Below are 26,652 nucleotides of genomic sequence, written 5' to 3'. Positions count from 1 at the left end.
ATTTAATTTGACCAAATGAAAACCATCTCGATCATTTCTATCCCGGTTACAGATCAGCAGCGTGCCAAAGCGTTTTACACACATTTGGGCTTTGAAATTATTGTGGAAGCCCCGGCCGGTCCAGGTCAGCACTGGGTACAGTTGGGTTTGCCGGATACACAGACTACAATTACGCTTGTCAACTGGTTTGAAAGCATGGTACCCGGTTCTGTACGGGGATTAGTGATTACCGTAGATAATTTGGACGAAGAAATTGCAGCATTGGAAGCAAAGGGTATTACCGTGGAGCCAATTAGTAAAACCCCATGGGGAAGGTTTGCAACCGTTAAAGACCCTGATGGTAATGCTTTAAGCTTGCACCAAAAGTAAATCAGGCCCCTGCTGTAGCTGCCTTCTCATACTTTCTTCGGAACATGAAAGCCACGTTGACCAGCGCAATTAAAGCCGGTACTTCTACCAGTGGGCCGATTACCCCGGCAAAGGCTTCGCCAGAGTTGATCCCGAATACTGCTATCGCAACGGCGATGGCCAGTTCGAAATTATTGCCGGCCGCCGTGAAGGCAATCGCGGCGTTTTGTGAATAGTCGACTTTCATGAATTTGCCAAAAGCAAAGCTGATGAGGAACATGATGGCAAAGTAGATCACCAGAGGTATCGCGATCCGCATAACATCCAAAGGGATTTTTACGATGAGTTGCCCTTTCAGGCTAAACATCACGACGATGGTAAATAATAAAGCAATTAAAGTGATAGGGGAGATTGCGGGGATGAATTTTTTGTTGAACCAATCGCTGCCTTTTAATCGTATCAGAACCGCTCTGCTAATGACTCCCGCCCCAAATGGGATCCCTAAATAAACACCTACCGATTTGGCTATTTCGCCCATACCGATAGTTACTTCGTAGTCTTTGAAGCCGACCAGCGGTAGTAATATCGAAAAAAAGAACCACGCGTAAACACTGTAGAGGAATACCTGGAAGATACTGTTCAGCGCAACCAATCCCGCGGCGTATTCCCGGTTACCGTCGGCCAGGTCGTTCCACACAATTACCATGGCGATACATCTTGCCAGGCCGATCAGGATCAGCCCGGTCATATATTCGGGTTCATCATTCAAAAAAACTACAGCAAGAATAAACATTAATAAAGGGCCGATGACCCAATTAAGGATCAACGACAGCGCAAGGGCCTTTTTGTTGTCGAATACCTTGCCCAGCGTCTCAAATTTCACCTTAGCCAGCGGCGGATACATCATCATAATAAGGCCGATTGCGATAGGGATATTTGTTGTACCTACAGAGTAAGCATTTATACGGGCTGGTAAACCCGGAATGTAATAACCCAAGGCTACGCCTATCGCCATAGCAGCAAATATCCAAAGGGTGAGATAGCGGTCTAAAAAGCCCAGCTTTTTCCTGCTTACCGCGGGTGCACAATTATTCATTTCTACCTTGATGCTTCATGTTTTCCATTACAAAACGGAGCACATATCCTTTAATAAGATTTCTTACCCTTCTGAATTCTTTCATCACTTCTTCTTCGGTTCCCGTTGCTTTGGCCGGATCCGGAAAGTTATAGTGCAGGCGTTTAACGTCACCTGGAAAATAAGGGCAGGCTTCGTTGGCGTTATCACAAACCGTAATCACGTAATCAAAACGGATTGCGGCATATTCGTCCACATGGTTAGAGGTATGATTGGAGATGTCGATGCCATCCTCGGCCATAACGGCTATCGCTTTTGGATTTACGCCGTGTGTTTCAATACCCGCGCTGTAAACATTGGCGGTGCCTTTTAAAAAGTGTCTTAAATAACCTTCTGCCAACTGGCTGCGGCAACTATTGCCGGTGCATAATACTAAGATATTCTTCATCTGATATTTAATTAGCAGCAGCCAGATCCGGGTGTACAACAAGCTGTTTCTGTCGCCAGGTTTTTTAATGCTACTTTAGGTTTTGCGGCAGGTACGCAGCAAGCTTCCGTCTCAGCGCCTGTTCCGCAAGAACCGCCACGGGTTTCTGCCTTGCATTGTACGGCATCTGCCTGTAGATCTATCACCAGGTTTTCGCCGTGTATATGGATAGCCGCCGGAAGCATTTGTCTTGTAGCGAAGGTGGAATTACCGAATTCTATTTTTACAACTGCGTCTGAAGCCAATGGCACTGCTTTTTGCACAATATCTATGATAGATAAAGCTTTGCGTACTTTCATGGCGCGCAGTTGCTGCTCGTTCTCGGGTTCCAATAGCTGTACGATTACTTCTGTCCATTTATTTACCACTCCTCCGCAATCAACGGATGTAATGGGCGCCAGTTTAATTTCAGTAATGTGGTACGATGGTTTTACCCATTTACCGGCTTCGTATTGAAATTGAAGATCAAGTGCTGGGTGGTCTGTCAGCTGCTGAAGGAACTCGCCCCATGTAATTGGATTATTCATTGTAATATTACGATTGATTTGTTCAAAAAATTTTAACAACAGCTATTCATCGGTTTGTATTTGCCAAAGAAAGCGCCTAATTCCTGTTCAAAAAACTTCCAAACGGTTTCATCAATACAATAGCACACGCTTACGCCGTCTACCGTACCTTTAATAATGCCGGCTTCTTTCAAAGCTTTTAAGTGCTGCGATATAGTTGCCTGCGCCAAACCAACTTCATTTACCAGGTCGCCGCAAATACAAGCGTTGGCTTTTATAAGTTCCTGAATGATGGCAATCCGGGCCGGATGCGCCAGTGCTTTCAGCATGATAGCCAGCCTGTTTTGTTCTGCCGTAAATATTTCTGTTTTAGATGCGCCCATTTAATCGCAATATTACGATTAATTTGATAAAATAAAAAGTTTCTGAGTTAAACTTGTTTTTCGCGGCGCGGCTGCGGCTCGTTAACAGGTTTCATGGTGGCGTTAAGGATGAAGGAAAAGTCGGACCCCGAACCCGGTGCGCTTCTTACGCTGATAGAACCGTTGTTGGCTTCTATAAATTCTTTGCACATCACCAGCCCCAAGCTGGTTCCTTTTTCGTTGAAGGTGCCATTGTTGCTGACGTTTTTAAGCGAAAATATAGCCTCAAAGCGGTCTGGCGAAATACCGATACCGTTATCCCTAACGGTGATTGTGGCCTTGTTGGTAGCAGGGTCAAATTGAGAGCGAAAGCTTATTTTCCCACCCGCGCGGGTAAACTTAATGGCGTTTGATAGCAGGTTGCGTAATACAAACTCTACATGGTCGCTATCAGCAATCAGGTTCAGTTCTGGTTGGATACTGTTTTTAATGGTAATGCTTTTATGGCTGGCGTTGGTAGATAGTAGCTGTGTTACCCGGTCTGCGAGCGGCCGCACCGCAAATTCCTGTTGATTGATTCTTAGCCCTTTGATTTGGGTTTCGCCCCATTTTAACAAACCGGTAAGTGTTTCCAAGCCAGCCTTACTGGTTAGGCCCAATTCCTGAAGCATTTCTTTGCGGCTGTCTTCCGGGATATCGTCATCATCCAGCAAGTCCAGCAGGTTAATTACAGAGATAAATGGCGAGCGCAGATCGTGCCCGAGGATAGAAAACAGTTTATCTTTAACATGGTTAGATTCGTCCAGTTGTTTGTTGGCTTTTAAAAGCTGTTTATTTAAAGCGCCGGTTCGGTAGTTCGCATAGGCGATGATCAGTAACACGATGATCGAACAGATGGCGACAGCAAGGATCACGTTATGCTCTGCAGATTGCTTACTATTGATCAGGTTCAACTGCTGGATCTTTGCCTGTGTTTTGGTAAGCTCATATTGCGCCTGCAGATTTGAAACCTGCTGCGACATTTCCTTGTAAAAGAATTTATCCGCCAAGTCATATTCTTCTTCTTTGGCATCCAAGGCGGCCTCGAAATTTCCTTTTTTTCGGTATAACTGGGCGATGCTTTGCAGGGCATCAATTACCTGTTTATAGGCTTTCCTGCCTTCAGCCAGCTCTTTTGCCCGGTACAGGTAGTTAAGGCTCGAGTCAACGCTGATGTTTTCGTAGCTTTTGGCCAAACCCGTTAGGGTTTGCAGCTGGCGGATGTAATTATGGATTTTTTCGGCTTTGGCAAGCGCTGTTTTTTGTAATTTAATGGAATAAGCAGTATTCCCTTCTTTGGCGTATACAGAAGCCAAATTGTTGATCAGGGTAATGTTCAGCCCCTGGTACTGCGGGATATTGCTCCGGTCTATCCCTTTCTGAAAGTAATATTTCGCCTCTTCCAATTTGCCCGTCTCGCGGTATAGAATCCCAAAGTCGTTATAAAGGTTAAGCGTAAGGTTCGAAAGCGGAATGGTATCGTTGATCTTTTCGGAAATATTCAGGTAATTTAAAGCTGTCTCGTAGCTGCGTTGGCCGGTATAAGCTTCGCCCAGGGTAATGTTGGCCTCCATGATCCCTTTAGGGTCTTTAATACTTTCACTCAATTTTAAAGCTTCCAGGAAATAGCTGGTGGCTTTATCATAACCACCTTTACGCATTTCAACCACACCCAGGCGGATGTTTTCCGTAGCCATGCCTTTCTTGTCTTTCACCACTTTGTACAGGCCTAATGCTTCCAGGTAATTAGCCCGCGAGTCTACAAACTGCCCCCGGTTGTCATTGATCATGCCCAACTGGTTCAGCATCAGGGCACGCCCGGCTTTGTCGTTATTTTTCCTGGCTTCTTCCAGCCCTTTGTTTACGAAAAACAAAGCAGAATCCGGGTTATCATACCGGTACCGGCTGATCAGTTTGTTGTATTTTTCAATTTGGGAAGTCTTTTCGGGGAGCGTAACCGGTTGAGCCTTACTTAAAAACGGGGTAAGCAGGCTTATGAAAATAAGCAGTCTCAACTTCAACTCGGGCATCAATCAACAGTAGCGGTAAATGTAATGAATGTTTCGTTCTAAGAAAAGTATTTCTGCGCCAATATCCTTTTATACCATTATTGTATAACGAATGTTGCGAAGTTTTAATATTATTAATTGGAAATTGATATTTTAGCTTTGCTGAAGTTTTGTGTCTGAAGCGCCAATAATGGATCAGTTATATTCCAGTCCGAAATTTCAAAGTTACTTCGAGAACTCGCCGCAATCGCTTATTTTAAAGGCAGATCCGCCTTATTTTACTATACTGGCGGTCAGTAATCAATTTTTAGCTATTTCCGGGACGGTTCGTGAAGAAATTTTACATAAACCCCTTTTTGAAGTTTTTCCCGATAACGAGCATGACCCAAGCGGCAGGCAGCGTGCGATGGATACCTGGATGGAAGTGATCCAAACCAAAAAACGGGTGGATATACCTGTTTACCAGTATGAGATACGCGACCCGCAGACCGGCGAACTTGAAACCTTTTACTGGTCTAATGCGAATGAACCCGTTCTGGATGAAGACGGAAACGTAGCTTATATCATCAATACCACCAAAAACGTTACCGAAGAGGTGCGTTTAAGGCAGTTGGCCGAAAAGGCTAACATGAGTCTGGAAGAGCATCAGCAACGGATAAACAGCCTGCTGATGAAAGCGCCTGTGGGCATGGCATTCCTGAGCAGGAACAATTATGTTATCCAATATGCTAATGAGGCTGCCTGTGCAATATGGAATAAAGGCAGGCCTGAACAGGTGATCGGTATTTCGATATTTGATCTGCTGCCAGAGCTTCGGCAAAGCGATATGCAGGACATGTATGATCGTGTGATGGAAACCTGCCAGTCTTTTACCCTTACCGAATACCCGGTTGACCTGGAACGCGATGGTACATTGCAGACCTCTTATTTCGATTTATATTATTCGCCGCTTACCGACTTAAAAAACGAAGTGACGGGCATAATGGTAATGGCAAATGATGTTAGCCATACATTGGAAGCCCGGAAAACTCTTCGTGATGCGGAACAGCGCTTACGGTTGGCAGTAGAAGCGGCAAATCAGGGTATTTTTGACCTTAACCTGATCACCGGCGAACTGGTGCATAATGAAAGGCTGAACCGGTTGTTGGGTTATCCCGATGGACTTACGCTGGTGCATACCGATGTGCGCAAGAATATGCATGACGAAGACCGCGTTAAAGTGGAACGGGCTTTTGACGATGCCTTAAAAACAGGCCGTTTTAATTACGAAGCCCGCGTGAACTGGACAGACGGTGAACAGCATTGGATTAAAACTTTAGGGAAAGTGTTTTTTGATGCGCAGGGCCAACCGGTACGGATGCTTGGCTCTACAATGGACATTACAGAGCAGGTGGAGTATGAGTGCCGGCTGGATGAAATTAATTCAGCGTTGCAACAAGAGATCAGTAAATTCGAGATCATAACCGAATTTATTCCGCAGATTATCTGGTCTGCAAATACCAATGGCAGTATAGATTATGTAAACAAAGGGTGGGCATACTATACCGGGTTGCCAATGGAGGCGGCTTATGCCAGCACCTGGCAAGAGGTTGTTCACCCCGATGATTTTGATAGGGTGCAGCAGGCCTGGAAAAACTCCATGCTTTCTGGCGAGAGCTACCAGATAGAGTATCGCTTGCGGAAACACGACAGCGAATATAATTGGCACCTGGAACGCGGTAAGCCATTACTGGACGAAGATGGAAAACCCGTGAAATGGTTTGGTGCAACCATGAACATTAATGACCATGTAGAGCTTCAGAAACAGAAAGATAATTTTCTGGCTATTGCCAGCCATGAATTAAAAACGCCTGTTACCAGTATCAAAGCTTATGCGCAAGTATTGGAAATGATGTTGCGGAATGCCGGCGACGAACAAAAGGCATCCATGGTGACCAAAATGGGTATCCAGGTGAACCGCCTAACAACGTTGATTGCAGACCTACTGGACGTAACCAAGATCCATACCGGCAAAATGCAGTTTAACGATGCTTTTTTTGATTTTAATGAAATGCTGGACGAAGTGATCGACGATCTGCAACGTACTACGCTCAAGCACCAACTGGTTAAGGAGTATCGTTTTAACGGACAGATTTACGGCGATCGCGACCGTATCAGCCAGGTAGTCATTAACTTGCTGACCAACGCGATCAAATACTCGCCAGATGCTGACCGTATTATTGTGGCTACCCACACTAATGATAATGATCTTGAATTAAGCGTGCAGGATTTTGGCATCGGCATCAGCGCAGATAAAAAAGACCATGTATTTGAACAGTTTTACCGTGTAAGCGGCAGCAAACAGCATACCTTTCCGGGGCTGGGGCTGGGGTTGTATATCAGTTCAGAAATTATCAGGCGCGAAGGCGGGCGTATCTGGGTAAATTCAGAAGAAGGCGAAGGCTCTGTTTTTTATTTCTCGCTGCCGTTAAATAAGCCTGTTGCATAAAAAAGCCATATATTAATATATGGCTAAGCTTCTTTTTCGGTTTTCAAAGTTTCTGTTTTCGGTTTCACTTTGTGCGGGCGTTTCTTACCAAAAGAACCCTTTACAATTTTTCCTTTACGGCTTTTTCTATCTCCTTTTCCCATAGTTTTAACAATTTACAGTCGTTTAAAAAGTAGTTGTTAGCTGAACAGACTAAGGTTAATTAAAGTTTAAAAAAAGTTCTTCAGCCGGGCTTAATACCCCGGTATCAGGTGAATAAACTGGTGAAGCAGGTAAATGCTTCCGCCAACAAGTAATAGCGAGTAGCCATAAGGCATGATATCTATCGCCTCAAATTCCTTTACCAGCGGTCTTTTTGTTTTTTTGGAAATGGTCATTTGCGTTTCAAATAAAATGAATTAATACAAAGGCTAGCAGTACTAAGTTAATAATAAAACAGTATCACTAAAAAATTTACATCCGACATTTTGTGATATAACCTTTTGAAATATAGCTTCGTATAAGCACAAAATTATTGGTTGCCCAAATGAACCCCGAAAGTAATCTTTGCGCTGCTGTGGGTGAAGTGTTGCTTCATACCCATTCCGTTTTAGATAAAGACGGCCGGTTCAGGCATTTTAGCGATGGGGTGATCGCATCTTTTGGATATGGTAGCAGCGAATTAACGGCCAGGCTGATCCATGACTTTATTTCTCCGGATGATGACGCCACGTTTGCCGGGCAACTGGCAAAGGCATTACCTGGCGTAACAGCGGCATTAAAACCTTTCCGGTTCAGGATGCGGAGCGGCGGTTGGCGCTGGCTGGAGCCCACGGTTACCAATATGCTTCAGGTGCCTTCGGTAAATGGCTTTCTGCTGATCTGCAGGGATGTAACCAACCAGATTGAAGCAGAGAAAAACCGGAAAAAAATCACCACATCTTACTCTGATTTTTTTGCCAAGCATCCTTTTGGCGTAGTTCATCTAACGTTGGCCGGTGAGGTGGATATGATTAACCCAAAGCTTACCGAAGATCTGGGTTACCGGTTGATTGATATTACAGAGCGGTCGCTCCCCAGTTTTTTTCTCCCCAAATACCGCCGCCTGGTACTAAAAAAATATTGTAAGGCCAGCCGTTACGGCGAAGCTGAAACATTTGATGTGGAAGTTTTCAACGCCAGGGGCAGGGCGCTGCATGTTAACCTTACCATTATTCCTGTTGTGCATAACGGGGAACTAATAGAGGTTTATGCGGTGATTAAGGATATAGAGGATCGTGTAAAGATGCAGGAGAACCTGCGGAAGCTTTCTATCGTCGCTGATAAGACCACTAACGGTGTGGTGATCTCTGACAAGAACGGGCTGATAGAATGGGTAAACAATAGTTTTTGCCAGCTCAACGGTTATACATTGGCAGAAACTTTGGGTAAGCGGATGAGCGAAGTTTTGCGGACCGGCGCAACAAACGAACAGTTGAAAAGCCTGGATCAGAAACTGGCGTCGGGTGCAAACTATACCAAAGAAATTTTATGCCGGCGTAAAGACGGTTCTGCTTACTGGAACCTGGTAGAAATTACGCCGGTGATGGATAGAAACGGTAGACTTGAAAAACGGATATCTATACATACCGATATTACCGAACGTAAAAAGGCAGAGGCAGAGCTGCAGCAGTTTGCGCATGACCTGTTTAAACGCAATAAAGAACTGCAGCAGTTTGGCTATGTAGTTTCTCACAACCTGCGGTCGCCGGTGGCTAACATCATGGGCCTGGCTAACGTGCTGGAGATCGATCAGGCTAACCCTGGCATTGTGCAAATGTGTACCTCGGAAATTAAGCATGCGGTCGGCCGCCTGGACACCATTATCCGCGATCTGAGCGCTATACTTTCCGTTACCGATGGTTCAAGGGAGTTAACCCTTTGCAGCCTGGATATAGTAGATCTGATTGAAGACGTCAAAGCAGATCTGAAAGAGGTGATCACCCTGTCCGGAACGCAGATCATCAGCCCGGAAAGCCCTTGTATCGTATTTTCGCACAAAGCCTATTTGTATAGTATCTTTTTTAACCTGATTGGTAACGCCATCAAGTACCGGTCGCGCAATACGCCGGTGATCAGGATAGACCTGATGCGGTCAGAAGAATTCATCACCATCAGTGTAAGCGACAACGGCCTGGGTATCGATCTGAAGAAATACCAGGACGATATTTTTAAGCCTTATAAACGATTCTCGTCTGCAGTAGAAGGCAAAGGGCTCGGTTTATTCCTGGTGAAAGGACATGTAGAAGCGCTTCAGGGCGAAATAAATGTTAAAAGTCGCCTGGGTAAAGGCACTACGTTTATTATCACCCTTCCCATTATCGAAAAGTTAAAAAATCAGCAAACGGAAGATAACTATCGTTTCAGCTGATACGGATTTCCTTCCCGAAAAATTACCCCGCTACAGAAATTAATCACATATTTATGCCCGCAAACAGTGGCGTTTTGCGCCGCTTACTTTAAATGTAAATTTTACAATTAACTACAATATATGAAATTGATAAGATACGGGCAGGCAGGTGCCGAAAAACCGGGCGTAATTATTGATGATATTCGTTATGATGTGTCTTCATTCGTTGCAGATTTTGACGAACGCTTTTTTACCAACGGCGGTCTGGAGAAACTAAAACAGTACGTTGATGAGAATGCAGGTAAGCTGCCTACTGTAAGTAATGATGAACGTTTGGGAAGCCCGATCGCGCGCCCGTCGAAAATTCTTTGTGTGGGGTTAAACTATGCCGACCACGCGAAAGAAACGAATGCGCCAATGCCTTCAGAGCCTATTCTTTTCATGAAAAGCACTACATCGCTAACCGGCCCTAACGATATTGTAGTAACCCCTAAAAATTCTACCAAAACAGATTGGGAAGTAGAGCTTGGTGTGGTGATTGGCAAAAAGGCTACTTATGTAGATGAGGCCGAAGCTGAAGCTTATATTGCGGGGTATGTTTTGATCCATGATGTATCTGAGCGTGAATTCCAGTTAGAGCGTAACGGGACATGGGATAAAGGAAAAGGCTGCGATACTTTTGCACCTATCGGCCCATGGTTGATTACCCCGGATGAGATCGGCGATGTAAATAACCTGAAGCTATGGCTTAAAGTAAATGGCAAAACCATGCAGAACGGTACTACCGCCAACCTGATCTTTAAAGTGCCATACCTGGTTTCTTACATCAGCCAGTTTATGACCTTGCTGCCCGGCGATGTGATCTCTACCGGAACTCCTGCAGGGGTAGGGCTCGGTTTTAACCCACCTATTTACCTGAAGCATGGCGACGTGGTGGAGCTTGGAGCCGACAACCTTGGCGAGCAGCGGCAGGATATTGTTGCTTACGAAAAGCTTTAATTGTTAAGAAACTGCTAATAAATTAAAATGCAAGTATTAAGAAATTAGGCAATGCTTTGTTATGTTAAGCGTGCTTTAATATAATCTTAATACTTGCATTAAGATTAGCTTAAATACCGGATGTTTCTTTGGAGCGAATTTCAACACGCTCTAAATGAAGAAACTTTTCCCCTTTTTGATTCTTGTCTTTTTATTCAATGTTACCCAGGCGCTCGCAGGTGGTACAGTTAAAGGACTGGTTACAGACAAAAAGACCGGCGAACCACTTACCGGTGCTACTGTAACCCTTGAGAATGAGAACACACACAGAAAAATATCGCTAAGCGTTGGCCTCGACGGCAGTTTTATCTTTAAGAACGTAGCGGCCGGCAAGTACGAAATAGAGGTTCGTTACATTTCTTACCATAAGGCAGAAGAACATTTTACCGTAAATGATTATGCTACGGTTAACTTAAAGCTAAGCTTAAACGCCAAAGCGAATGACCTGAATGAGGTAAGTGTAAAGTCGCGTTCCAGCCGCGAGTCTGAACAGTCTGCAAAAACAGCTGAACAGCGTGCGCCGCAACTGATCAACGCCGTTTCGGCACGTACTATTGAGGTTTCGCCTGATATTACCATCGCTAACGTAACCCAGCGTGTTTCTGGTGTTTCTGTAGAACGCAGCAACAACGGTGAGGCACAATACGCTATTATCCGCGGTATGCCGCAACGTTACCAGTATACCCTGGTGAACGGCGTTAAAATACCAAGCCCGGATAACAAAAACCGTTATGTACCGCTGGATATCTTCCCGGCCGATATTGTAGACCGACTGGAGGTTTCAAAATCACTGATCCCATCAATGGAAGGCGATGCTATCGGTGGTGGTATTAACCTGGTACTGAAAGATGCGCCGGAAGATTTTACCGTTCGCGCTAACATCGGTACAGGTTACGCAGCGAATCTGTTCAATGAGGATTTCTCGAAGTTCAGCCGCTCTGGTGTGGCTAATGTTTCCCCACGGGTAGCTAACGGCAACAACTATACGGCTACTATGGCCAATTTTCCTAACAGCCCGTTCCATTACAGTAAAGTGAACGCGCCGCTGGCAACCATTGGCGGTGTAACTGTTGGCGGACGTACTGCCGATAAAAAATTAGGCGCGTTGGTAGGCTTCAGTTATCAGAACACCTATCGCCGTACAAACAGTACCTTCTTTTCTACCAGTGTAAGCCAGGTAACCAGCGAGCCGCAGGTTACGGATATTCAAAGCCGCGTTTATGATATTCAACAGCAACGTATCGGCCTGATCTCTAAATTCGATTACCGTATTAACCCAGCCCATAAGCTGACACTTGATGCAGATTTCATCAACCTGAATCAGAATACGTTCCGTTTCCGTTCGGATACCAGCTTAGACCTGGGCCGCACCGGCATTGGTACCGGCCGTGTTACGCAGCAGTACCGCAGCGACCGCATGATACAGAAGGTGTACAACTTTAACCTTCACGGCGATCACCGCGTTTCTGATCTGTTCGCCATGAACTGGTCGGCCGTTTATTCAAAAGCCACTGCTAACGAACCAGACCGCGCCGAACTGAACTTAACCACCGGTCGTAACAGGCAGGGAGATGGTTCGGTAGTGCAGGCACCTACTTTGTTTGATGTGAACAATGCGCAGAACCGCACATTTGCAAAAAATACCGATGAAGACAAAAGTGGGTTCCTGAACCTGATCTTCTCTCCAAAACTGTTTGATACCCCGGTTGAATTAAGCGCAGGTGGTATGTACCGTGACAAAGATCGCCATAGCGATTACGACCAGTATGCCATCCGCCCGGCTGCCAACAATACCTCGCAGCCATTTACCGGCAATATCGATAACAATACTTTTGAAGTATTTAGCGTGCAGGGTACCCCGTCAGATCCGCTGAATTATGATTTCTCTGAAAAGATTGCCTCAGGATACGGACAGTTTAAGTTTACTGCAGGGCGTTTGTTCGCCATAGGTGGTGTACGTTACGAACATACAGATCAATCCTGGGTAAGCAGCGCGCCGGTTAACGTAGAAGGTAAAACCGGATCGATCAAATATTACGACATTTTACCAAGCGTCAGCCTGAAATACACCCTTGCGACTAACCAGTATCTGCGTGCGTCATACTATTCAGCGATCAGCCGTCCAAACTTTTACGAGTTGATACCGCATACTACAGGCGATCCGGATGCAGATTATGCAGAACGTGGTAACCCGTTCCTGAAACGTACCAGCGCAGAGAACTTCGACCTTCGTTACGAGTTCTTCCCTAAAGGCCTCGATCAACTGTTGGTAGGTGTATTCTATAAGAGCATTAAAAACCCCGTAGAGTATGCGTTGATTAAGCTTACCGGCCAGTCTGATCTCGCATTCCAGCCGTTCAACTTTGGTAATGCCAATAACTACGGCTTCGAGTTTGACGTGACCAAGTACTTCAAAAACTTTGGTTTCCGTGCCAACTACACCTATACCGATTCGAAGATCACCACCAGTAAAGTGCAAAATTACCGCGATGCCAACGGCTTGCTCACGAACCGTTCGGTAGACCAGACCCGCCCGCTGCAAGGCCAGTCTAAACACATTGGTAACCTTTCGTTCCTGTATAAAGCGCCTAAACCAGGTGTAGACGCGCAGGTTTCGTTAGTGTACACCGGCCCACGCATCAATACCGTATCGCCATTCCTTGATAATGATGTTTGGCAGAAAGGCTTCGTAACGCTGGACGTATCTGCAGAAAAGAGAATCGTTAAAGGTCTGTATGGCTATGTAAAAGCAACAAACTTGCTCAATACACCTTTCGAACTGGAAATACGCCGCCCTTACCCTTCAACCGGGGTAGTGGTTGAAAAACAAGTAGTGGGCGAAAATACCTTCGTAAGAAGAGACAGCTATCGTCAGTACCTCATCGCCGGATTAAGATATAAACTGTAAAACTCAGCATCATGAAAATATTCAGAACGTTCATCATACTGGCAGCCTGCGCATCGGCGCTGAGCGCCTGTCATAAGGCAGAGCTTACCGAAATTTCAAAACAGGTAGTTCAGGCCGGAAATATCATCAGCTCAGATACCCTGAAAGGAACTGTAAAGGGTACCCTTTTGAGCGGTAAAACCTATTATTTTAAAGAGGATGTTACCGTAAATGACGGTGATACCCTGTTAATGCAACCAGGCTCTAAACTAATTGCCATTGGCGACGGTAAAACTTGGCAAACCAGCCCTGAGATTGTAATGCATGGTACATTCATCAGCCTGGGTACAAAGGAAAATCCTAATTACATTACCATTAAGAATAGCGATGCTGTTCATGCCGAAGCTACCCAGGGTACTTATACCAATGTGTTTACCGGTTACTGGGGCGGTATCGTTTGTTATCCAGGCCCGGCTACGGCAAGTAACCCTAACCCTGCTGGCGGCGACGTGATTATCAAATGGACACACCTGGAGTTTGCAGGTGGCCCGGCCGGCCCGAATGATGCAGCGGTTTATGCGCAGGGCGACCCGCGCTACCTGGTCATTTTTAACAACATCAAAAAGAACTTTATCCTGGAAGATTCGTGGATTTTCGGTAGTAAGGATGATGCTGTCCGCGTTACCGGTGGTAAGATCAACGTGATGCGCAATACCTTCGAGTTTTGCGGACAGGCGGGTGGCGAGTTCTTTAACATGAAGAGCGGTACCGTTGGCAATATCGGCTATAACCTGTTAATCGGTGCAGCAACCAACGCCTTGAAAGCCTCTGACGCGGGTAGTTCTGGTACGCAAACCAACGTGGCCATGTATAACAATACCATCATCAATTGCGGTTTCAGGCAGACAAAAACCGGCCGTGGTGGCTCAATTAACTATGAGAAAGCAGCACGCGGACAGATCTATAACAACCTGATCCTGAACTGTCGTTTCGGATTACGTTTAACCAGCGATGCCGACCTGACCAACATTGCGTACAATAACCAATTGTATTATGGTTCAACCTCGGGCATTGTGAGCCAGTTTACAGCGGCTGACGGCGTGGCTACCTTTAAGGCGAATGATATTAAATCATCTACCCCGGGTGATAATGATCCGAAGTTCTACGGCTATAACATGACGCAATATGACTATGCCGCTAACCCCGGCCCGATCACAGCTGCCAAACAAACACCTGCAGCTGTAATGGTAGGCACTTCAAACTTCCGTCTGCAGACCGGATCGCCTGCTATAGGAAAAGGCCGTAACGATTTTAGTCCGGTTAATTCAGTAACTTCAACCGGTAACTATGGCGCAACCATCACCCAGCCTGGTAAAGACCTTGGCGCTTACCAAACCGATGGTACCGGTAACCAGCACTGATAGTACGAGCGAATGGATAAAAAATATTTAACGTTTTTGATTTTTATTCTGGGCAGTTTGGCGTTTAACGCCACTGCCCAGAATTGTAATGTGGCGTACCTGGGCACCAAAACCCTTTATAAAGCCCCTTCAGCAAAGGCATCCGCTGCACCTGCCGGTTATAAAGCTGTTTTTATTAATCACGTGGGCAGGCATGGGGCAAGGCATCTAACTAAAGAAGTAAGCACCTCTTTTAGCTATGGATTTTTAAATAATGCAGATAGCGCGGGGCAGCTGACAACTGAGGGCACCCGCTTATGGGCAATGGTTAAAAAGCTGGATAAGGTAGAACATAAGCATGTGAAATCTATCTCTGCCGAAGGTGTTGCAGAACTGAATGGTTTGGGTGATAGAATGTATCAGAACTATCAAGCCGTGTTTAAGGGCCCTGTTAAATTAAGTGTAGCTATCACTAAAGAAGTTCGCACCAAACAATCTGCTGACGCTTTCCTTGCCGGTATGAAGAAGAATCTGAAAGATAGCGCAACGGTAGAAGAATACCCGGACGATCTCCATTTGCGTTTTTATGATCTTTCCCCCGCCTATACCAGTTTCGAAGAAAGCGCCCCTTCTAATGGGGAACTTGTACGGCTAAAGCAGCAATTGCAGGTTGAGAAGATAGAGGAGCAAATTGCAGCAAAATGGCTTAAAGATATTTCGGTTTTAAAGACGGCAACTGTTGCAAAACTGGTGAGTGATGTGTTTGGTTTTGCAAGTATTGTACCTTCCCTGAAACAGGAAATAACCGAAGCCGGGTTTAAGCCGGGCGATTTAAACTTCGAAAGTTTTTTCACCTGTAAAGAGATACAGGTGCTGGGCAAAATAGATGCTGCGGAAGATTACTACCTGAAAGGGCCCGGCGTAGATAACAATGGCTTGCAGGTACGTATTGCAGCGCCTCTGCTTGCAGATTTTATAAAATCTACAGATGCCTGGCTTGCCAAACCCGAATACACCGCCCGCCTGCGTTTTGCCCATGCCGAAACCATAGCGCCCTTCGCTGCCTTATTAGAAATGAGTACAGCGAACAAGGCTACGCCTAAAGGGCAGGATTTTGAGCAGAACTGGCAGGCAGGCCAGGTGATTCCGCTGAGCAGCAACATTCAATGGGTTATTTACAGCAACGGCAAGGGCAGCCATCTGGTGAAATTCCTGTTGAACGAAAAAGAAGTAAGCATCAGCGGATTAAAGCCGGTTAAAGCGGGCTATTATGATTGGAAGTTGGTACGCAGCTTTTACCTGGCTAAGTTGCAGCATTTGGGCTTGGGTATGGACAGTGACATGCTACAGTACTTGAAAGAACTGAAATAACTTTTCGACAGTTTAACCGTTGTTGAAAACATATTGCTGTTACCTTTGGTAACAGCTTTTTTTATCTATTTTAATTGATCTATGTATTGGTACGAAGACGAAGTGCGGCGTCTGGAAAGCGAGCGGCTTAAATTAGGTTATCAGCCGGAAGCGCTTTTCTATGGCAGCTCCACCATCCGTTTATGGAAAACGCTTTCCCAGGATTTTAAGAATATTAAGCCTTCGAATTTGGGGTTCGGCGGGTCTACCCTGGCGGCATGCGTTTGGTTTTTCGACCGGATCATGTACCCGTATAATCCGCATCAGTTGGTGATCTACGCCGGTGATAATGATCTGGGCGACGGACGGCACCCGGAAGAGGTTTTTATATTTTTCCTGGAACTGATGGCGAAGGTGGAAAAACGCTTTGGTGGTATCCCGTGTTATTATGTTTCATTGAAACCCAGCCTGAGCCGGTGGCACATGGCCGATCAGTTCAAGTACACCAATAACCTGATCAATAACGAGATTATTAAGAATGATAATAACTGGCAGTTTATAAATGTATTTCCAAAGATGCTGGACGAGGCAGGTAAGCCGCAAGCCAGGTTTTACAGCCCGGATGGCCTGCACCTGAGCGACCAGGGCTATAAACTATGGAAAGACGTGGTGAGCGCGGCTATCAATTACAAATAGTAAATTAGGCTTAATTCTCAGGTAATATCAGCTACAGATATTTCCTGTACAATACCGGTGATGAACAGAGTATACCATAAATGGTTCAGTACAGAACTGCGGCGCAATATGGAGCTGCTGGTATTTGGCCATGCCGGGCGGGCAGTGCTGTTTTTTCCTACACGTATGGCACGGTTTTACGACTATGAGAATTGGCGGATTGTTGAAGCGGTAAAAGGCAAACTGGAAGCGGGTGAGCTGCAGTTATTTTGTGTGGATAGTATTGATGCCGAAAGTTTTTATAATCAACAGATTACACCTATAGAAAGGATAAAGAGGCACCTGCAATACGAGAAATATATCCTGAACGAAGTACTGCCGCTGATTAAAAAAGAAAATAAAGGCGACTTTATAGAAGTGGCCGGCTGTAGCATGGGCGCTTACCATGCGGTGAACATCGCCTTAAAACACCCCGGTCTGTTTAAAAAGGTGGTTGGCATGAGCGGTCGTTACGACCTGACAACGGCTTTTACAGATTTCAAAGACCTTTTTGATGGTTTTAAAAACGAGGATGTTTACTATAACATGCCCGAAGAATTTATCGCCAACCTCACCGACGAACGCATCCTTTCACAAATCCGGAAAATGGATATTACACTGGTAGTAGGAGAGACCGATCCATTTATTGCCAGCAACCGCAATCTTAGCGATTTACTGCATAGGAAGAATATTGTTCATCAGCTTTACGTTTGGGACGGGGATGCGCACCGCGCCAGGTACTGGCGACAGATGGTGCAGCTATATTTGTAAAAATGTATGCTGTTTTCATTTGCTCTTTTGTATTACTCGGCTTTTACTGTAAGCTAATTTATCGTTGTTCTTACTGCCGACAACCGGCTTTTGGCATAAGCAAGGCAGAACAGCGGGGTAAAGCTAAGGCAAAACGCATTTTGAATGTTGCCTGAAGCGTGGGGCAAGCGCGAACGATAGTGGCGGCAACAGGCAACCAGCGTGAGGTTCTGCCTTGCCTGAGCGGAAGCATGTGCGGTTAAAAAGCATATTGTCGGCAAAGCACTTTGGCTACTTTGTTGCGATTGACAAAGTAGCTCAAAGACTTCATGTAAACATTAATGCCCCGTTAACAGACGCTTTTGTACTTTTGCCGGTGCAATGACGGACATTAAAAAGCATACTACCCCGGTTTTTAAAAAAGACCAGCCCGACGATACGAATAAATTCCAACCCCTTCCTAATCCAACCGGGCGATTTCCCTATCACCTTCAGTTAGAAAATATCATTGCTGATGTTGCAGCAGATAAACTGGTGTTCCACATGGCGGGGGATACCGGCAGCCTGGTAAGGCCCGAGTTTCAAAGGCTGGTGGCATCTGCAATGGCTAACCAGATCAGCGGGGCAGAGCAACCGGCAGATCAGCCAAAGTTTTTGTTCCACCTGGGCGATGTAGTATACAATTTTGGCGAAGCCGAATGTTACCCGGTGCAGTTTTTTGAGCCTTATGAAGTTTACCCTGCGCCCGTCTTTGCCATCGCCGGTAATCACGACAGTGACGTCAACCCGGATAATCCGGTTCCTTATCATAGCCTGAATGCTTTCGTGCAGGTTTTCTGCTCGCCGAACGCGCAACCAGTCCCTTTCAGCGGCGGTGCTAAACGGTTGAGCAATGTTCAACCCAATGTATATTGGACGCTTGAAACGCCTTTGGCGAACATCATCGGCCTGCATAGCAATGTGCCTAAATTTGGCGTGCTGAAAGATGATCAGCTGGCCTGGTTTGTACAGGAACTAAAGTGGGCTAAGCAACATCATCCAGAAAAGGCACTGCTGGTTTGTGTGCATCACGCGCCTTACTCGGCAGATATCAACCATGGCTCAAGCGAACCTGTCATCCGGTTTTTAGACCGGGCGTGCAACCAGGCAAATGTTCTCCCGGATGCTGTTTTTAGCGGGCATGTGCATGATTATCAACGGATGCACAAACATTATCCGGATGGAAAAGTGGTGCCGTTTATCGTTGCCGGGGCAGGCGGTTATGACCAGCTTCATGCCATTGCCGCATTAGATGACGATCGTTATACTGCTGAAAGCGCGCTTTTTAAAGATATATCGCTTGAAAATTATTGTACAGATCAGCATGGGTTTCTGAGAGTAACCCTCGAAAAGCAAGCATCAGGCGTACATGTTATTGGCGAATATTTCACCCTGATTAATGAAGCGCAGGGCAAAGCTGACCTGGAGTTGGTGGATAGGTTTGTGGTAGAAGTTAATGCTGGGTTACACGTCGAGCAAGGCTCTTAAATCTTTTACGGTTAAGATACTACCATCGGTTTTTGCCTGTTCTGGGATAGGCCCGGTATAATAGATCTTCGCACCCGGAAATAGTTTGTTTAGCTTATGCTTTGTCTCCTCAAAACTGTTGCGGTGCAGGGTGCTGGTAATCCCTGTTACGATAAGATCGGCCTCGGTAAGCGGCGGAATGCGTTGCTGGTTATCTAATGGAACCGACTGACCAAGATAGATAGTTTTGTAGCCGCGCGAACGAAGCGCATAATTGTAGAACAATAAACCTATCTCGTGTAGCTCACCCTCGGGGAGCAGCAGTATAGCGGTAGTGGCTTTGTCCGGTGCTGTTTGTTTAAGCGCAGCAGTGGCGATAATTAGTTTTTCACGGATCAGGTTCGAAAAGAAGTGTTCCTGCACGGGGCTGATCGTGCCGGTTTGCCACATTACACCGATCTTTTCGAAGAACGGGAAAATTACTTTTTCAAAGGCCTTCTCAAATCCAAAATGTTTATCGAGTTCATAGAGCGCCCGGTTAAACTTGGCTTCATCCATTTCTATCAGGCTCAAAAGCAGATTTTCTTCAAAGCTTTGATGTGCATCATCTGCAGATCGGCTTAATTCAGACAGATGCCTGGCGCGTTCAACGGAAGGCATTGCCGCGATAGCCGAAATCTTATATCCGTTTTTGTTGAGCAAACTGATATTTAAAATCTCGCGCAGGTCTTCGTTCGTATAATGCCTGATATTAGTCTGCGTGCGTTGAGGCGCGATAATGCCATACCTTTTCTCCCATATCCTGATGGTGTGCGCCTTAATACCGGACAGTTTTTCCAGATCTTTGATAGAATATGTTCCGCCGGTATTCATGAATTGTTTGATTATGATATGAACAAAAAAACGGTATATTGTTTACTTTAAAAGACTGATATTTAAAAGATAGCCTGTTTTCCTAAAAATTTTCCGCACGAAATTTTTTTGTTTAACTTTTTTACAAAAATATTAAACAAAGTTATAGGTTAGCATTGTTGTAAGTATTAAAATTGTACAACATTAATTCCTTGCGGAAAGCGTGTTCAACTAAACTAAATTAATACCGGCAGGTAAACAACCGGATATAAACACATATGAAAGATTTATTTGATAAAGTAAGTGCGCGTTGCAGCAAACTCACAACAAGGGCTTACAGTACTTCTTTTTCATTGGGCATCCGGTTTTTAAACCGTAGCCTTCACGAACCTATTTATGCTATTTATGGTTTTGTGCGGTTTGCAGATGAGATCGTAGATTCATTTCACAATTATCCCAAGGCAGAACTGCTGGCAGATTTCAGAAAGCAAACTTATGAGGCTTTAGACAAAGGCATCAGTTTAAACCCTATCCTCAACAGCTTCCAGGCTACGGTGAATAAGTACAACATCGAGCGCGAGCTGATTGATACCTTTCTGGATAGCATGGAGATGGACCTGCATAATAACTACTACACTTTGCAGATGTATGAGCGTTATATCCTCGGGTCGGCAGAGGTAGTTGGATTAATGTGTCTCCGGGTATTTTGCCAGAATGACGAGCGTTTGTATAAGTCGCTCACTTATTCAGCCATGAAGCTGGGCGCTGCTTTCCAGAAAGTAAACTTCCTTCGGGATATAAAGGCCGATACGGAAGATCTGGGCCGGATATATTTTCCGCATGTAAACCTGGCAAACTTTTGTCTGGAAGATAAAATGAAGATTGAAAGCGAGATCGAGGCCGATTTTGCAGATGCACTGATAGGTATAAAGCAACTTCCGAAGGCAGCCCGTAAAGGCGTTTATTTGGCTTATGCTTATTACCTAGTGCTATTTAATAAAATAAAACGCTTGCCGCCGCAACGCATCATGACGGAACGGATACGTGTAGCCAACGGGCATAAGATTGGAATTATGTTACAATTAATGGTATCGCCCGGGATATAAAACTACATTTGACTAATGATTGAGGCCGAACAAGTAATACTTGTAGATACCAACGATAATCCCCTTGGCACGATGGAAAAGATAGAAGCACACCGTAAGGGGCTGCTTCATCGTGCTTTTTCTGTTTTTTTATTGAATGATGAGGGTGAAATGCTGATCCAGCAGCGCGCCCTTGGTAAATATCACTCGCCAGGCTTGTGGTCAAATACCTGCTGCAGCCATCCGCGCCCCGGAGAGGCGACCATTAGCGCTGCTCAAAGGCGTTTAAACGAAGAAATGGGCGTTTCTGCAGAATTAAAGGAAGTTTATGCCTTCACCTATCGTATCGACTTTGATAATGGGCTTACCGAGCACGAGTTCGATCACGTTTTTGTCGGACGTTTTAATCAACCACCCGTAATTAATCCCGATGAGGTGGCCGATTGGAAATATATCAGCTTGGAAGCGCTCGAAGCAGACATGGAACGCCGCCCCCAGTTATATACCCACTGGTTTAAGATGGTTTTGCAACAATTGCCTTTAATCGGGTTGATTTAAAGGGCATACGGGAGCATCCGTTCGCTTTCGAAACGTCGTAAATGTCGCCGATCATTTAACGCCAGCTTCTTAAAATATACTTTTTCTTGATTCTAATATTTCTGTTCGTTATTATTGTGATTAAGCAAAAAGACAGTGAGGAAGGAAAAAGGATTTAAATATCTTATACTACTTGTTGTATTCTTTTTCACGCTCGTGAAAACGACACAATACCAGTATCCTTACGCGCAGGATCAACATCCGGGCGCAAAGTCCTCCCATTTTTCAGTAACTAAAACAGCTATTGAAGCCAATCACGTCAGCTTCTCGCGTCATATCGAAAAGTCGTTTGAGGAACGGTTGACAGTAAGTCACGTCCCTCCGGCTAAATTTTGCGGTTTGCTGTTTACCTGTCTGTCTATCCTTTCGCTGATCCTGTTTTCTGGCGTTAAGCCGTGCAGCTTATCCTATAACGATCTCATTGCGGGTAAAAAGTCCTGCGTAAAACTCTGCATTCTCCGGATCTGAAATTCTTACAGATTCTATTGATATACCACCCGTTTTAGTCCAAGGTGATGGCATAACTGCGTCGCTTTAATGTTAAAGCGCGGGGTGTTTTTTTACAGCCGTACTATCCGTAACCATTATATTTTCTCCCTTTTATTTAATTACTATGAAGAATAAGTTAATTACTACCACTTTAGCGGCAAGCGCTATCCTGGCAGCAACTTCAGGTTCTGCACAAAAATTAAGTGATGTTCAAAAGGCAATTGATGCCGAGCAGTATCAGAAAGCCAAAGTCTGGCTAAAAACACTAACCACAACAGAAGCCTCTAAAGATGAGAACTACTTTTATTTGGGCTGGGTTTATTTATTGCAGGACTATCCCGATTCGGCAAAGACCGTGTTTACCAAAGGTATAGCCGTGAACCCCAAGTCGTCGCTTAACTATGTAGGTTTAGGAGCGATAGGCAAACTGGATAATAATGCTTCTGCACTGATGCAGAATTTTGACCAGGCCGCCGAATTTGCCGGAAAAAGCGACCTACCGTATATCTACATGTCTAAGGTATACCTGATGAAACCAGATCCGAAGGCCGACCTTGCGATCGCTACATTAGAAAAGGCCGCGAAGGCGGGGGCGAAAGACCCGCAATATTTCATCGCTTTGGGTGATGCTTATCATGCCAAGTTAGATAATAGTAAAGCTTACGCTAATTATGCAAACGCACAAACCATCGATCCAAAATCGCCAGCGATTGAAGTGGCGATAGGCGCGCTATGGAAACAGGCAAATAATTTTGACGGGGCCGAGGACGAATTAAAAAAGGCTACGGCTGCTGACCCGAATTACGGCCCTGCGTATCGTGAACTGGCTGAAACAGACTTACGCTGGGCACAAACAGATCCTAAAATGGCATCTGTAAAAGTGAAGGAAGGTGCCGAGTATTATAAGAAATACCTGGACTTGACAGACCGCTCGCCGGAATCCGAAATGAGATACGCTGATTTTCTGATCGAAGCAGGAGATTACAAAACCTTAGAGCAGGTGGCCAATCAACTGGCGAAGTCTGATAAAACGAACCTGCGGATCTACCGTTACCTGGGTTATGCCGCTTATGAAAACAACAATTATCCGGCAGGATTAGAAGCACTGGGTAAATTTATGAAAGAGGCGGCACCCAAACGGATCATTCCGCGCGATTACCTTTATCTCGGTCGTTTGCAGGTGAAAACCGGGCAAGATTCTTTAGGCATTACCAACATGCTTAAAGCAGCAGAGCTGGACACCACCATGGCCGACGTTTATGCCGAAATAGGCGGAATGCTGTATACAAAACAAAAATATACAGCCGCCGGCGACGCTTATGAAAAATACATCGCACATGCTAAACACCCCAAGCTGAACGATTATTTCAGGGCTGGCATGAGCTATTATTATGGTTACAGCGACCAGTATTTTAATTTTCTTAATAAAAAGTCGACTGTGGCAGCGGACACTGCCCTGTTGGCCAAAGCAGATTCTGCATTCAGTTATGTACAGCAAAAAACAACCTCCCGGCCGGTTGCCGATGTTTTTCTGTATCGCGCCCGTCTGAATGATCTGAAAGAGACGGACCGGAAAAATATTAAAGGTTATGCCAAACCTTATTATGAAGAATATTTACAGTTGAAAGAGGCTGCGCCATCTGATGATGAGAGAACAAAAAAGAACCTGGCAGAAGCGCACGCCTACCTTGGTTCTTATTATCAATATATCGCCAAAGACGATGCGAAGGCAGAAGATAATTATCAGAAAGCATTGGCAACAGCGCCAGATAACAGACAGGCAAAAGCATACTTTGCAGATAAAACGGCAAAAGAATCAAAAAAATAAACGCCTATTGTAATAGTTTAATGGGGCTGTCACCGGGTTTTGGGGCAGCCCCTTTTTTATCCAAAAAGTTATTATAACCCAAAGCGTCTTTGCTATAATGATAACCATAACGACGCCAGGGCTGCTACGAGGGCAAGCGTCATTACTAAGCAACCAATTTTCAAGAATGCCCAGCCGCCTACTTCCTGTCCTTCGCGGCGCAGCGCTACTAACCATAAAATAGTAGCAAGCGACCCGGTGACTGAAAGGTTCGGCCCAAGGTCTACACCGATCAGTACGGCGCTTTTAACCATTTCGGGTGTGTGCCCGCTTTGCAAAACGTTTCCGGCAATAAGTCCTGCCGGTAAGTTATTCAGCAGGTTACAGGCCACGGCTGTAATGGTGCCGCTAAGCCAAACCGCTTCAGTTAAAGACGCAGAAATGGTATGATTGAGCAGGGCTGTTAAATGTTGGATCATCCCCGTTTTGTTTAATGCTTCAACAATAACAAACAAGCCGGCCACCAGGGGCAGCACCGCCCACGACACTCCTTTTACAACAATAGCGGGGCTTTTTTTAGCGGTAATTAAAACAATAGCTGTAGTGATAATGCCGGTAATGGCGGTAGGCAAGCCAAGGTCTGCATTCATTGAAGATAAGATCAACAAGACGATGGCTGTAGCGCCGATACCAATCAGCGCTGTTTTGCCGCCTTTGGTTAGTTCAGGTAAATCAATGTCGGTTTGTATGGTTTCGCTGAAGCAATTCCGTTGGGTAAAACGCAAAACAAAATAAGTAACAACGATAGCAGCTACAGAGGGAATAGCATAAGTGCCCAGCCAATGCGCCAATGGTGGCATATGGCTGCCGTAGATCACCAGGTTGGCGGGATTTGAGATGGGCAGTACAAAGGACGCGGCATTGGCAATAAACGCGCAAATAAGTAAATAGGGCAGGGGCTTTTCTACCCTGGCCGATTTAACAGCTGCGGCGACTGCCGGTGTAAGTACCACTGCGGTAGCATCGTTAGATAAAAACGTAGTGACAACCACACCCACCAGGTAAATGAGCAGGAAGAGCCTGCCCGAAGAGCCCCTGGCAATAAGCGTGGCACGGGCGGCCAGCCAGTCAAATAGTTTTTCTTCACGGGCGGTTTCAGCAAGCAGCATCATGCCGGTTAAAAACAGGTAAACATCCAAGCCTTTGCCTACACCTGCCAGCGCTTCCGACGGCCTGATCAACTGAAGTATCAACAACAAAACAGCGCCTGATATGGCGTAAACAGCTTCGGTAACTTTAAACGGACGGACGATAACCCCTGCAATAGCAAGGAAAGAGATAATCCAGATAAGTATATGATCCATAAAATATTAAAATAATCAGGATGGCTTACCATTACTGTTGGGGCCTAATTGCGTGCCGAAAATACCGTTTTCGGGCCATGCTCCAATAGTGTCAGCATCACTGCCATCTTTTATGCGTATGGGGAAAGTATAAATTTCAGTCAACGGTTGTATCGTCCACTGCCCCGGCCTGCCGGTTACATCGGTTGCTTTTACGGTTAAGCCGGTTAAGTTTTCAGGTGTTTGTAATGTAGTTTTCCAAAAACGTTTATTGAATTCCGTCATAGTTACCCAATTTGCTATGTCGGTGCGGCACTCCACGCTTTTAAGTGGTCTGGAACCTAATATTGTGGCACAAACCTCAAGCTCGTCGCCAACCTTCTGCGCACTATTGTTTGCCAGGCGATAGTCAACCGGCGAGTTGATCATTACCAACGGGAAAGGGTCGGCTAAATGCTTGAACCGCCAGCTTACTACGCCGTTGTATGTAGATATGACCGTGTAGCCCACCGGGCCTTCCTCTATTTGCCCGGTAGAGCGGGTTGCGGTAAATATAGTTTGCCCATTATTGGTGATTTCGTTATAATGTGTATGCCCCATATCTACGAGCGTTACGTTATACCTGGCCAGCAGTTCATTTAATAATTGTTTTTCCGCAGCGTCTTTTAAATCAGCAGGAAACGTATGCATAAACAGCAATATGGTTTCGCCGGCATTGGTCTCTTGCGCTAATTCACTATGCAGCCATTGTAATTGTTGCTCACCGATCCGGAAATCAGGCCCGCCGCTTCCCGGGCCGCAAACATCAATAAAAATGCACCTGTTGCCTTTATGTAATTTAGAGAATGGCATTTGCCGGGCAAACGGCATCGCATATAAATTATCAAGGCTGCCCTGTTCCATGTCATGGTCGCCGGATAAGATGTACACCGGTACGCTTAACATCTTTAAAGCAGTGGCCACTAAGCGGTATTGTTCTGGTTTGCCGTTATCGGCATTATCGCCCGGAAGGACAACAAAATCCAGCTGGTCGCCCAATTCTGTTTCTATCTGGGAAATGATCGAAAGCAGATCAATGTAATTTTGCTCTTGAGCCCTGGTGATATGCAAATCGCCGATATGGGCAAAAATAAGGGGTAAAGAAGACATGTA

At 45.4% G+C, this 26,652-nt stretch carries 24 protein-coding genes; 14 read left to right on the top strand and 10 right to left on the bottom strand.

The annotated features are described in order from the left end of the window. The first annotated feature begins 15 nt into the window (after positions 1 to 15). Positions 16 to 369: a VOC family protein gene (locus MUY27_RS05035; protein ID WP_245128896.1), complete on the top strand. Its 354-nt coding sequence runs from the start codon at positions 16 to 18 to the stop codon at positions 367 to 369. 1 nt (position 370) lies between these two features. Here MUY27_RS05035 and arsB read toward each other — a convergent pair whose 3' ends face one another. From arsB to MUY27_RS05010, 5 genes are read right to left on the bottom strand one after another with little or no spacing between them, the layout of a single operon-like run. Beyond that, positions 371 to 1,444 carry an ACR3 family arsenite efflux transporter gene (gene arsB / locus MUY27_RS05030; protein WP_245128895.1) on the bottom strand — a complete coding sequence of 358 codons (1,074 nt, stop codon included), beginning with the start codon at positions 1,442 to 1,444 and terminating at the stop codon, positions 371 to 373. Beyond that, a complete protein-coding gene (locus tag MUY27_RS05025; protein ID WP_245128894.1) occupies positions 1,437 to 1,871 on the bottom strand; it encodes an arsenate reductase ArsC in 435 nt (144 codons plus the stop codon). Before MUY27_RS05025 ends, arsB begins: the two co-directional genes overlap by 8 nt. Positions 1,872 to 1,882: 11 nt before the next feature. Further along, positions 1,883 to 2,437: a DUF6428 family protein gene (locus MUY27_RS05020; protein ID WP_245128893.1), complete on the bottom strand. Its 555-nt coding sequence runs from the start codon at positions 2,435 to 2,437 to the stop codon at positions 1,883 to 1,885. 32 nt (positions 2,438 to 2,469) lie between these two features. Next, positions 2,470 to 2,799: an ArsR/SmtB family transcription factor gene (locus tag MUY27_RS05015; protein WP_245128892.1), complete on the bottom strand. Its 330-nt coding sequence runs from the start codon at positions 2,797 to 2,799 to the stop codon at positions 2,470 to 2,472. Between the two features lie 47 nt (positions 2,800 to 2,846). Beyond that, positions 2,847 to 4,847, bottom strand: coding sequence for an ATP-binding protein (locus MUY27_RS05010; RefSeq protein WP_245128891.1), 2,001 nt, complete (start codon positions 4,845 to 4,847; stop codon positions 2,847 to 2,849). Between the two features lie 169 nt (positions 4,848 to 5,016). Here MUY27_RS05010 and MUY27_RS05005 point away from each other — a divergent pair, with 169 nt between their 5' ends. After that, positions 5,017 to 7,314, top strand: a complete 2,298-nt coding sequence (locus MUY27_RS05005; protein WP_245128890.1) for a PAS domain-containing protein — start codon at positions 5,017 to 5,019, stop codon at positions 7,312 to 7,314. 23 nt (positions 7,315 to 7,337) lie between these two features. Here the strand turns inward: MUY27_RS05005 and MUY27_RS05000 are convergent, their stop codons facing one another. Both MUY27_RS05000 and MUY27_RS04995 read right to left on the bottom strand, forming a co-directional pair. Further along, the gene (locus MUY27_RS05000) at positions 7,338 to 7,457 is read right to left on the bottom strand and encodes a 30S ribosomal protein THX (protein ID WP_245128889.1); all 120 of its coding nucleotides are present in this window, start codon (positions 7,455 to 7,457) and stop codon (positions 7,338 to 7,340) included. 90 nt (positions 7,458 to 7,547) lie between these two features. Continuing rightward, positions 7,548 to 7,691 (bottom strand): hypothetical protein, encoded by a 144-nt coding sequence (locus MUY27_RS04995; RefSeq protein ID WP_245128888.1) that lies wholly within the window; start codon positions 7,689 to 7,691, stop codon positions 7,548 to 7,550. A gap of 149 nt (positions 7,692 to 7,840) precedes the next feature. Between MUY27_RS04995 and MUY27_RS04990 the strand changes: the two genes are divergently transcribed. The 8 genes from MUY27_RS04990 to MUY27_RS04955 all read left to right on the top strand — a co-directional run bounded on the left by MUY27_RS04990 (position 7,841) and on the right by MUY27_RS04955 (position 19,348). Further along, the gene (locus MUY27_RS04990) at positions 7,841 to 9,703 is read left to right on the top strand and encodes a PAS domain-containing sensor histidine kinase (RefSeq protein ID WP_245128887.1); all 1,863 of its coding nucleotides are present in this window, start codon (positions 7,841 to 7,843) and stop codon (positions 9,701 to 9,703) included. Positions 9,704 to 9,823: 120 nt separating this feature from the next. Beyond that, positions 9,824 to 10,681 carry a fumarylacetoacetate hydrolase family protein gene (locus MUY27_RS04985; RefSeq protein WP_245128886.1) on the top strand — a complete coding sequence of 286 codons (858 nt, stop codon included), beginning with the start codon at positions 9,824 to 9,826 and terminating at the stop codon, positions 10,679 to 10,681. Between the two features lie 154 nt (positions 10,682 to 10,835). Next, positions 10,836 to 13,628 (top strand): TonB-dependent receptor, encoded by a 2,793-nt coding sequence (locus MUY27_RS04980; RefSeq protein WP_245128885.1) that lies wholly within the window; start codon positions 10,836 to 10,838, stop codon positions 13,626 to 13,628. An 11-nt stretch (positions 13,629 to 13,639) separates the two neighbouring features. Then, a complete protein-coding gene (locus MUY27_RS04975; protein WP_245128884.1) occupies positions 13,640 to 15,028 on the top strand; it encodes a hypothetical protein in 1,389 nt (462 codons plus the stop codon). A gap of 12 nt (positions 15,029 to 15,040) precedes the next feature. Continuing rightward, positions 15,041 to 16,378, top strand: a complete 1,338-nt coding sequence (locus tag MUY27_RS04970; RefSeq protein ID WP_245128883.1) for a histidine-type phosphatase — start codon at positions 15,041 to 15,043, stop codon at positions 16,376 to 16,378. A gap of 81 nt (positions 16,379 to 16,459) precedes the next feature. Next, positions 16,460 to 17,053, top strand: a complete 594-nt coding sequence (locus MUY27_RS04965; protein WP_245128882.1) for a GDSL-type esterase/lipase family protein — start codon at positions 16,460 to 16,462, stop codon at positions 17,051 to 17,053. A gap of 60 nt (positions 17,054 to 17,113) precedes the next feature. Continuing rightward, the gene (locus MUY27_RS04960; RefSeq protein ID WP_245128881.1) at positions 17,114 to 17,842 is read left to right on the top strand and encodes an esterase family protein; all 729 of its coding nucleotides are present in this window, start codon (positions 17,114 to 17,116) and stop codon (positions 17,840 to 17,842) included. A gap of 360 nt (positions 17,843 to 18,202) precedes the next feature. Further along, a complete protein-coding gene (locus MUY27_RS04955) occupies positions 18,203 to 19,348 on the top strand; it encodes a metallophosphoesterase family protein (protein ID WP_245128880.1) in 1,146 nt (381 codons plus the stop codon). On the opposite strand, the gene MUY27_RS04950 is transcribed toward MUY27_RS04955, so the two are convergent. Then, complete coding sequence (locus MUY27_RS04950) at positions 19,325 to 20,200, bottom strand: MerR family transcriptional regulator (protein WP_245128879.1); 876 nt, start codon at positions 20,198 to 20,200, stop codon at positions 19,325 to 19,327. The genes MUY27_RS04955 and MUY27_RS04950 overlap by 24 nt on opposite strands. A 257-nt stretch (positions 20,201 to 20,457) precedes the next feature. Here MUY27_RS04950 and MUY27_RS04945 point away from each other — a divergent pair, with 257 nt between their 5' ends. From MUY27_RS04945 to MUY27_RS04930, 4 genes are all read left to right on the top strand, one after another. Continuing rightward, on the top strand, positions 20,458 to 21,285 hold the full coding sequence (locus MUY27_RS04945; protein WP_245128878.1) for a phytoene/squalene synthase family protein: 828 nt from the start codon (positions 20,458 to 20,460) through the stop codon (positions 21,283 to 21,285). Positions 21,286 to 21,300: 15 nt separating this feature from the next. Further along, the gene (idi, locus tag MUY27_RS04940) at positions 21,301 to 21,822 is read left to right on the top strand and encodes an isopentenyl-diphosphate Delta-isomerase (RefSeq protein WP_245128877.1); all 522 of its coding nucleotides are present in this window, start codon (positions 21,301 to 21,303) and stop codon (positions 21,820 to 21,822) included. A gap of 195 nt (positions 21,823 to 22,017) precedes the next feature. Further along, positions 22,018 to 22,329 carry a hypothetical protein gene (locus tag MUY27_RS04935; protein WP_245128876.1) on the top strand — a complete coding sequence of 104 codons (312 nt, stop codon included), beginning with the start codon at positions 22,018 to 22,020 and terminating at the stop codon, positions 22,327 to 22,329. A gap of 145 nt (positions 22,330 to 22,474) precedes the next feature. Then, the gene (locus MUY27_RS04930) at positions 22,475 to 24,178 is read left to right on the top strand and encodes a tetratricopeptide repeat protein (RefSeq protein WP_245128875.1); all 1,704 of its coding nucleotides are present in this window, start codon (positions 22,475 to 22,477) and stop codon (positions 24,176 to 24,178) included. Positions 24,179 to 24,270: 92 nt separating this feature from the next. On the opposite strand, the gene MUY27_RS04925 is transcribed toward MUY27_RS04930, so the two are convergent. Together MUY27_RS04925 and MUY27_RS04920 are read right to left on the bottom strand one after the other, a co-directional pair. Beyond that, a complete protein-coding gene (locus MUY27_RS04925; protein WP_245128874.1) occupies positions 24,271 to 25,521 on the bottom strand; it encodes an arsenic transporter in 1,251 nt (416 codons plus the stop codon). A 15-nt stretch (positions 25,522 to 25,536) separates the two neighbouring features. Beyond that, positions 25,537 to 26,649 carry a metallophosphoesterase family protein gene (locus MUY27_RS04920; RefSeq protein ID WP_245128873.1) on the bottom strand — a complete coding sequence of 371 codons (1,113 nt, stop codon included), beginning with the start codon at positions 26,647 to 26,649 and terminating at the stop codon, positions 25,537 to 25,539. Positions 26,650 to 26,652: the final 3 nt, after the last annotated feature.

The sequence above is a fragment of the Mucilaginibacter straminoryzae genome (assembly GCF_022953055.1).
Lineage (GTDB): Bacteria > Bacteroidota > Bacteroidia > Sphingobacteriales > Sphingobacteriaceae > Mucilaginibacter > Mucilaginibacter straminoryzae.
Note: the sequence above shows the minus strand (reverse complement) of the source record. Positions and strands in the feature narration are given on the sequence as shown.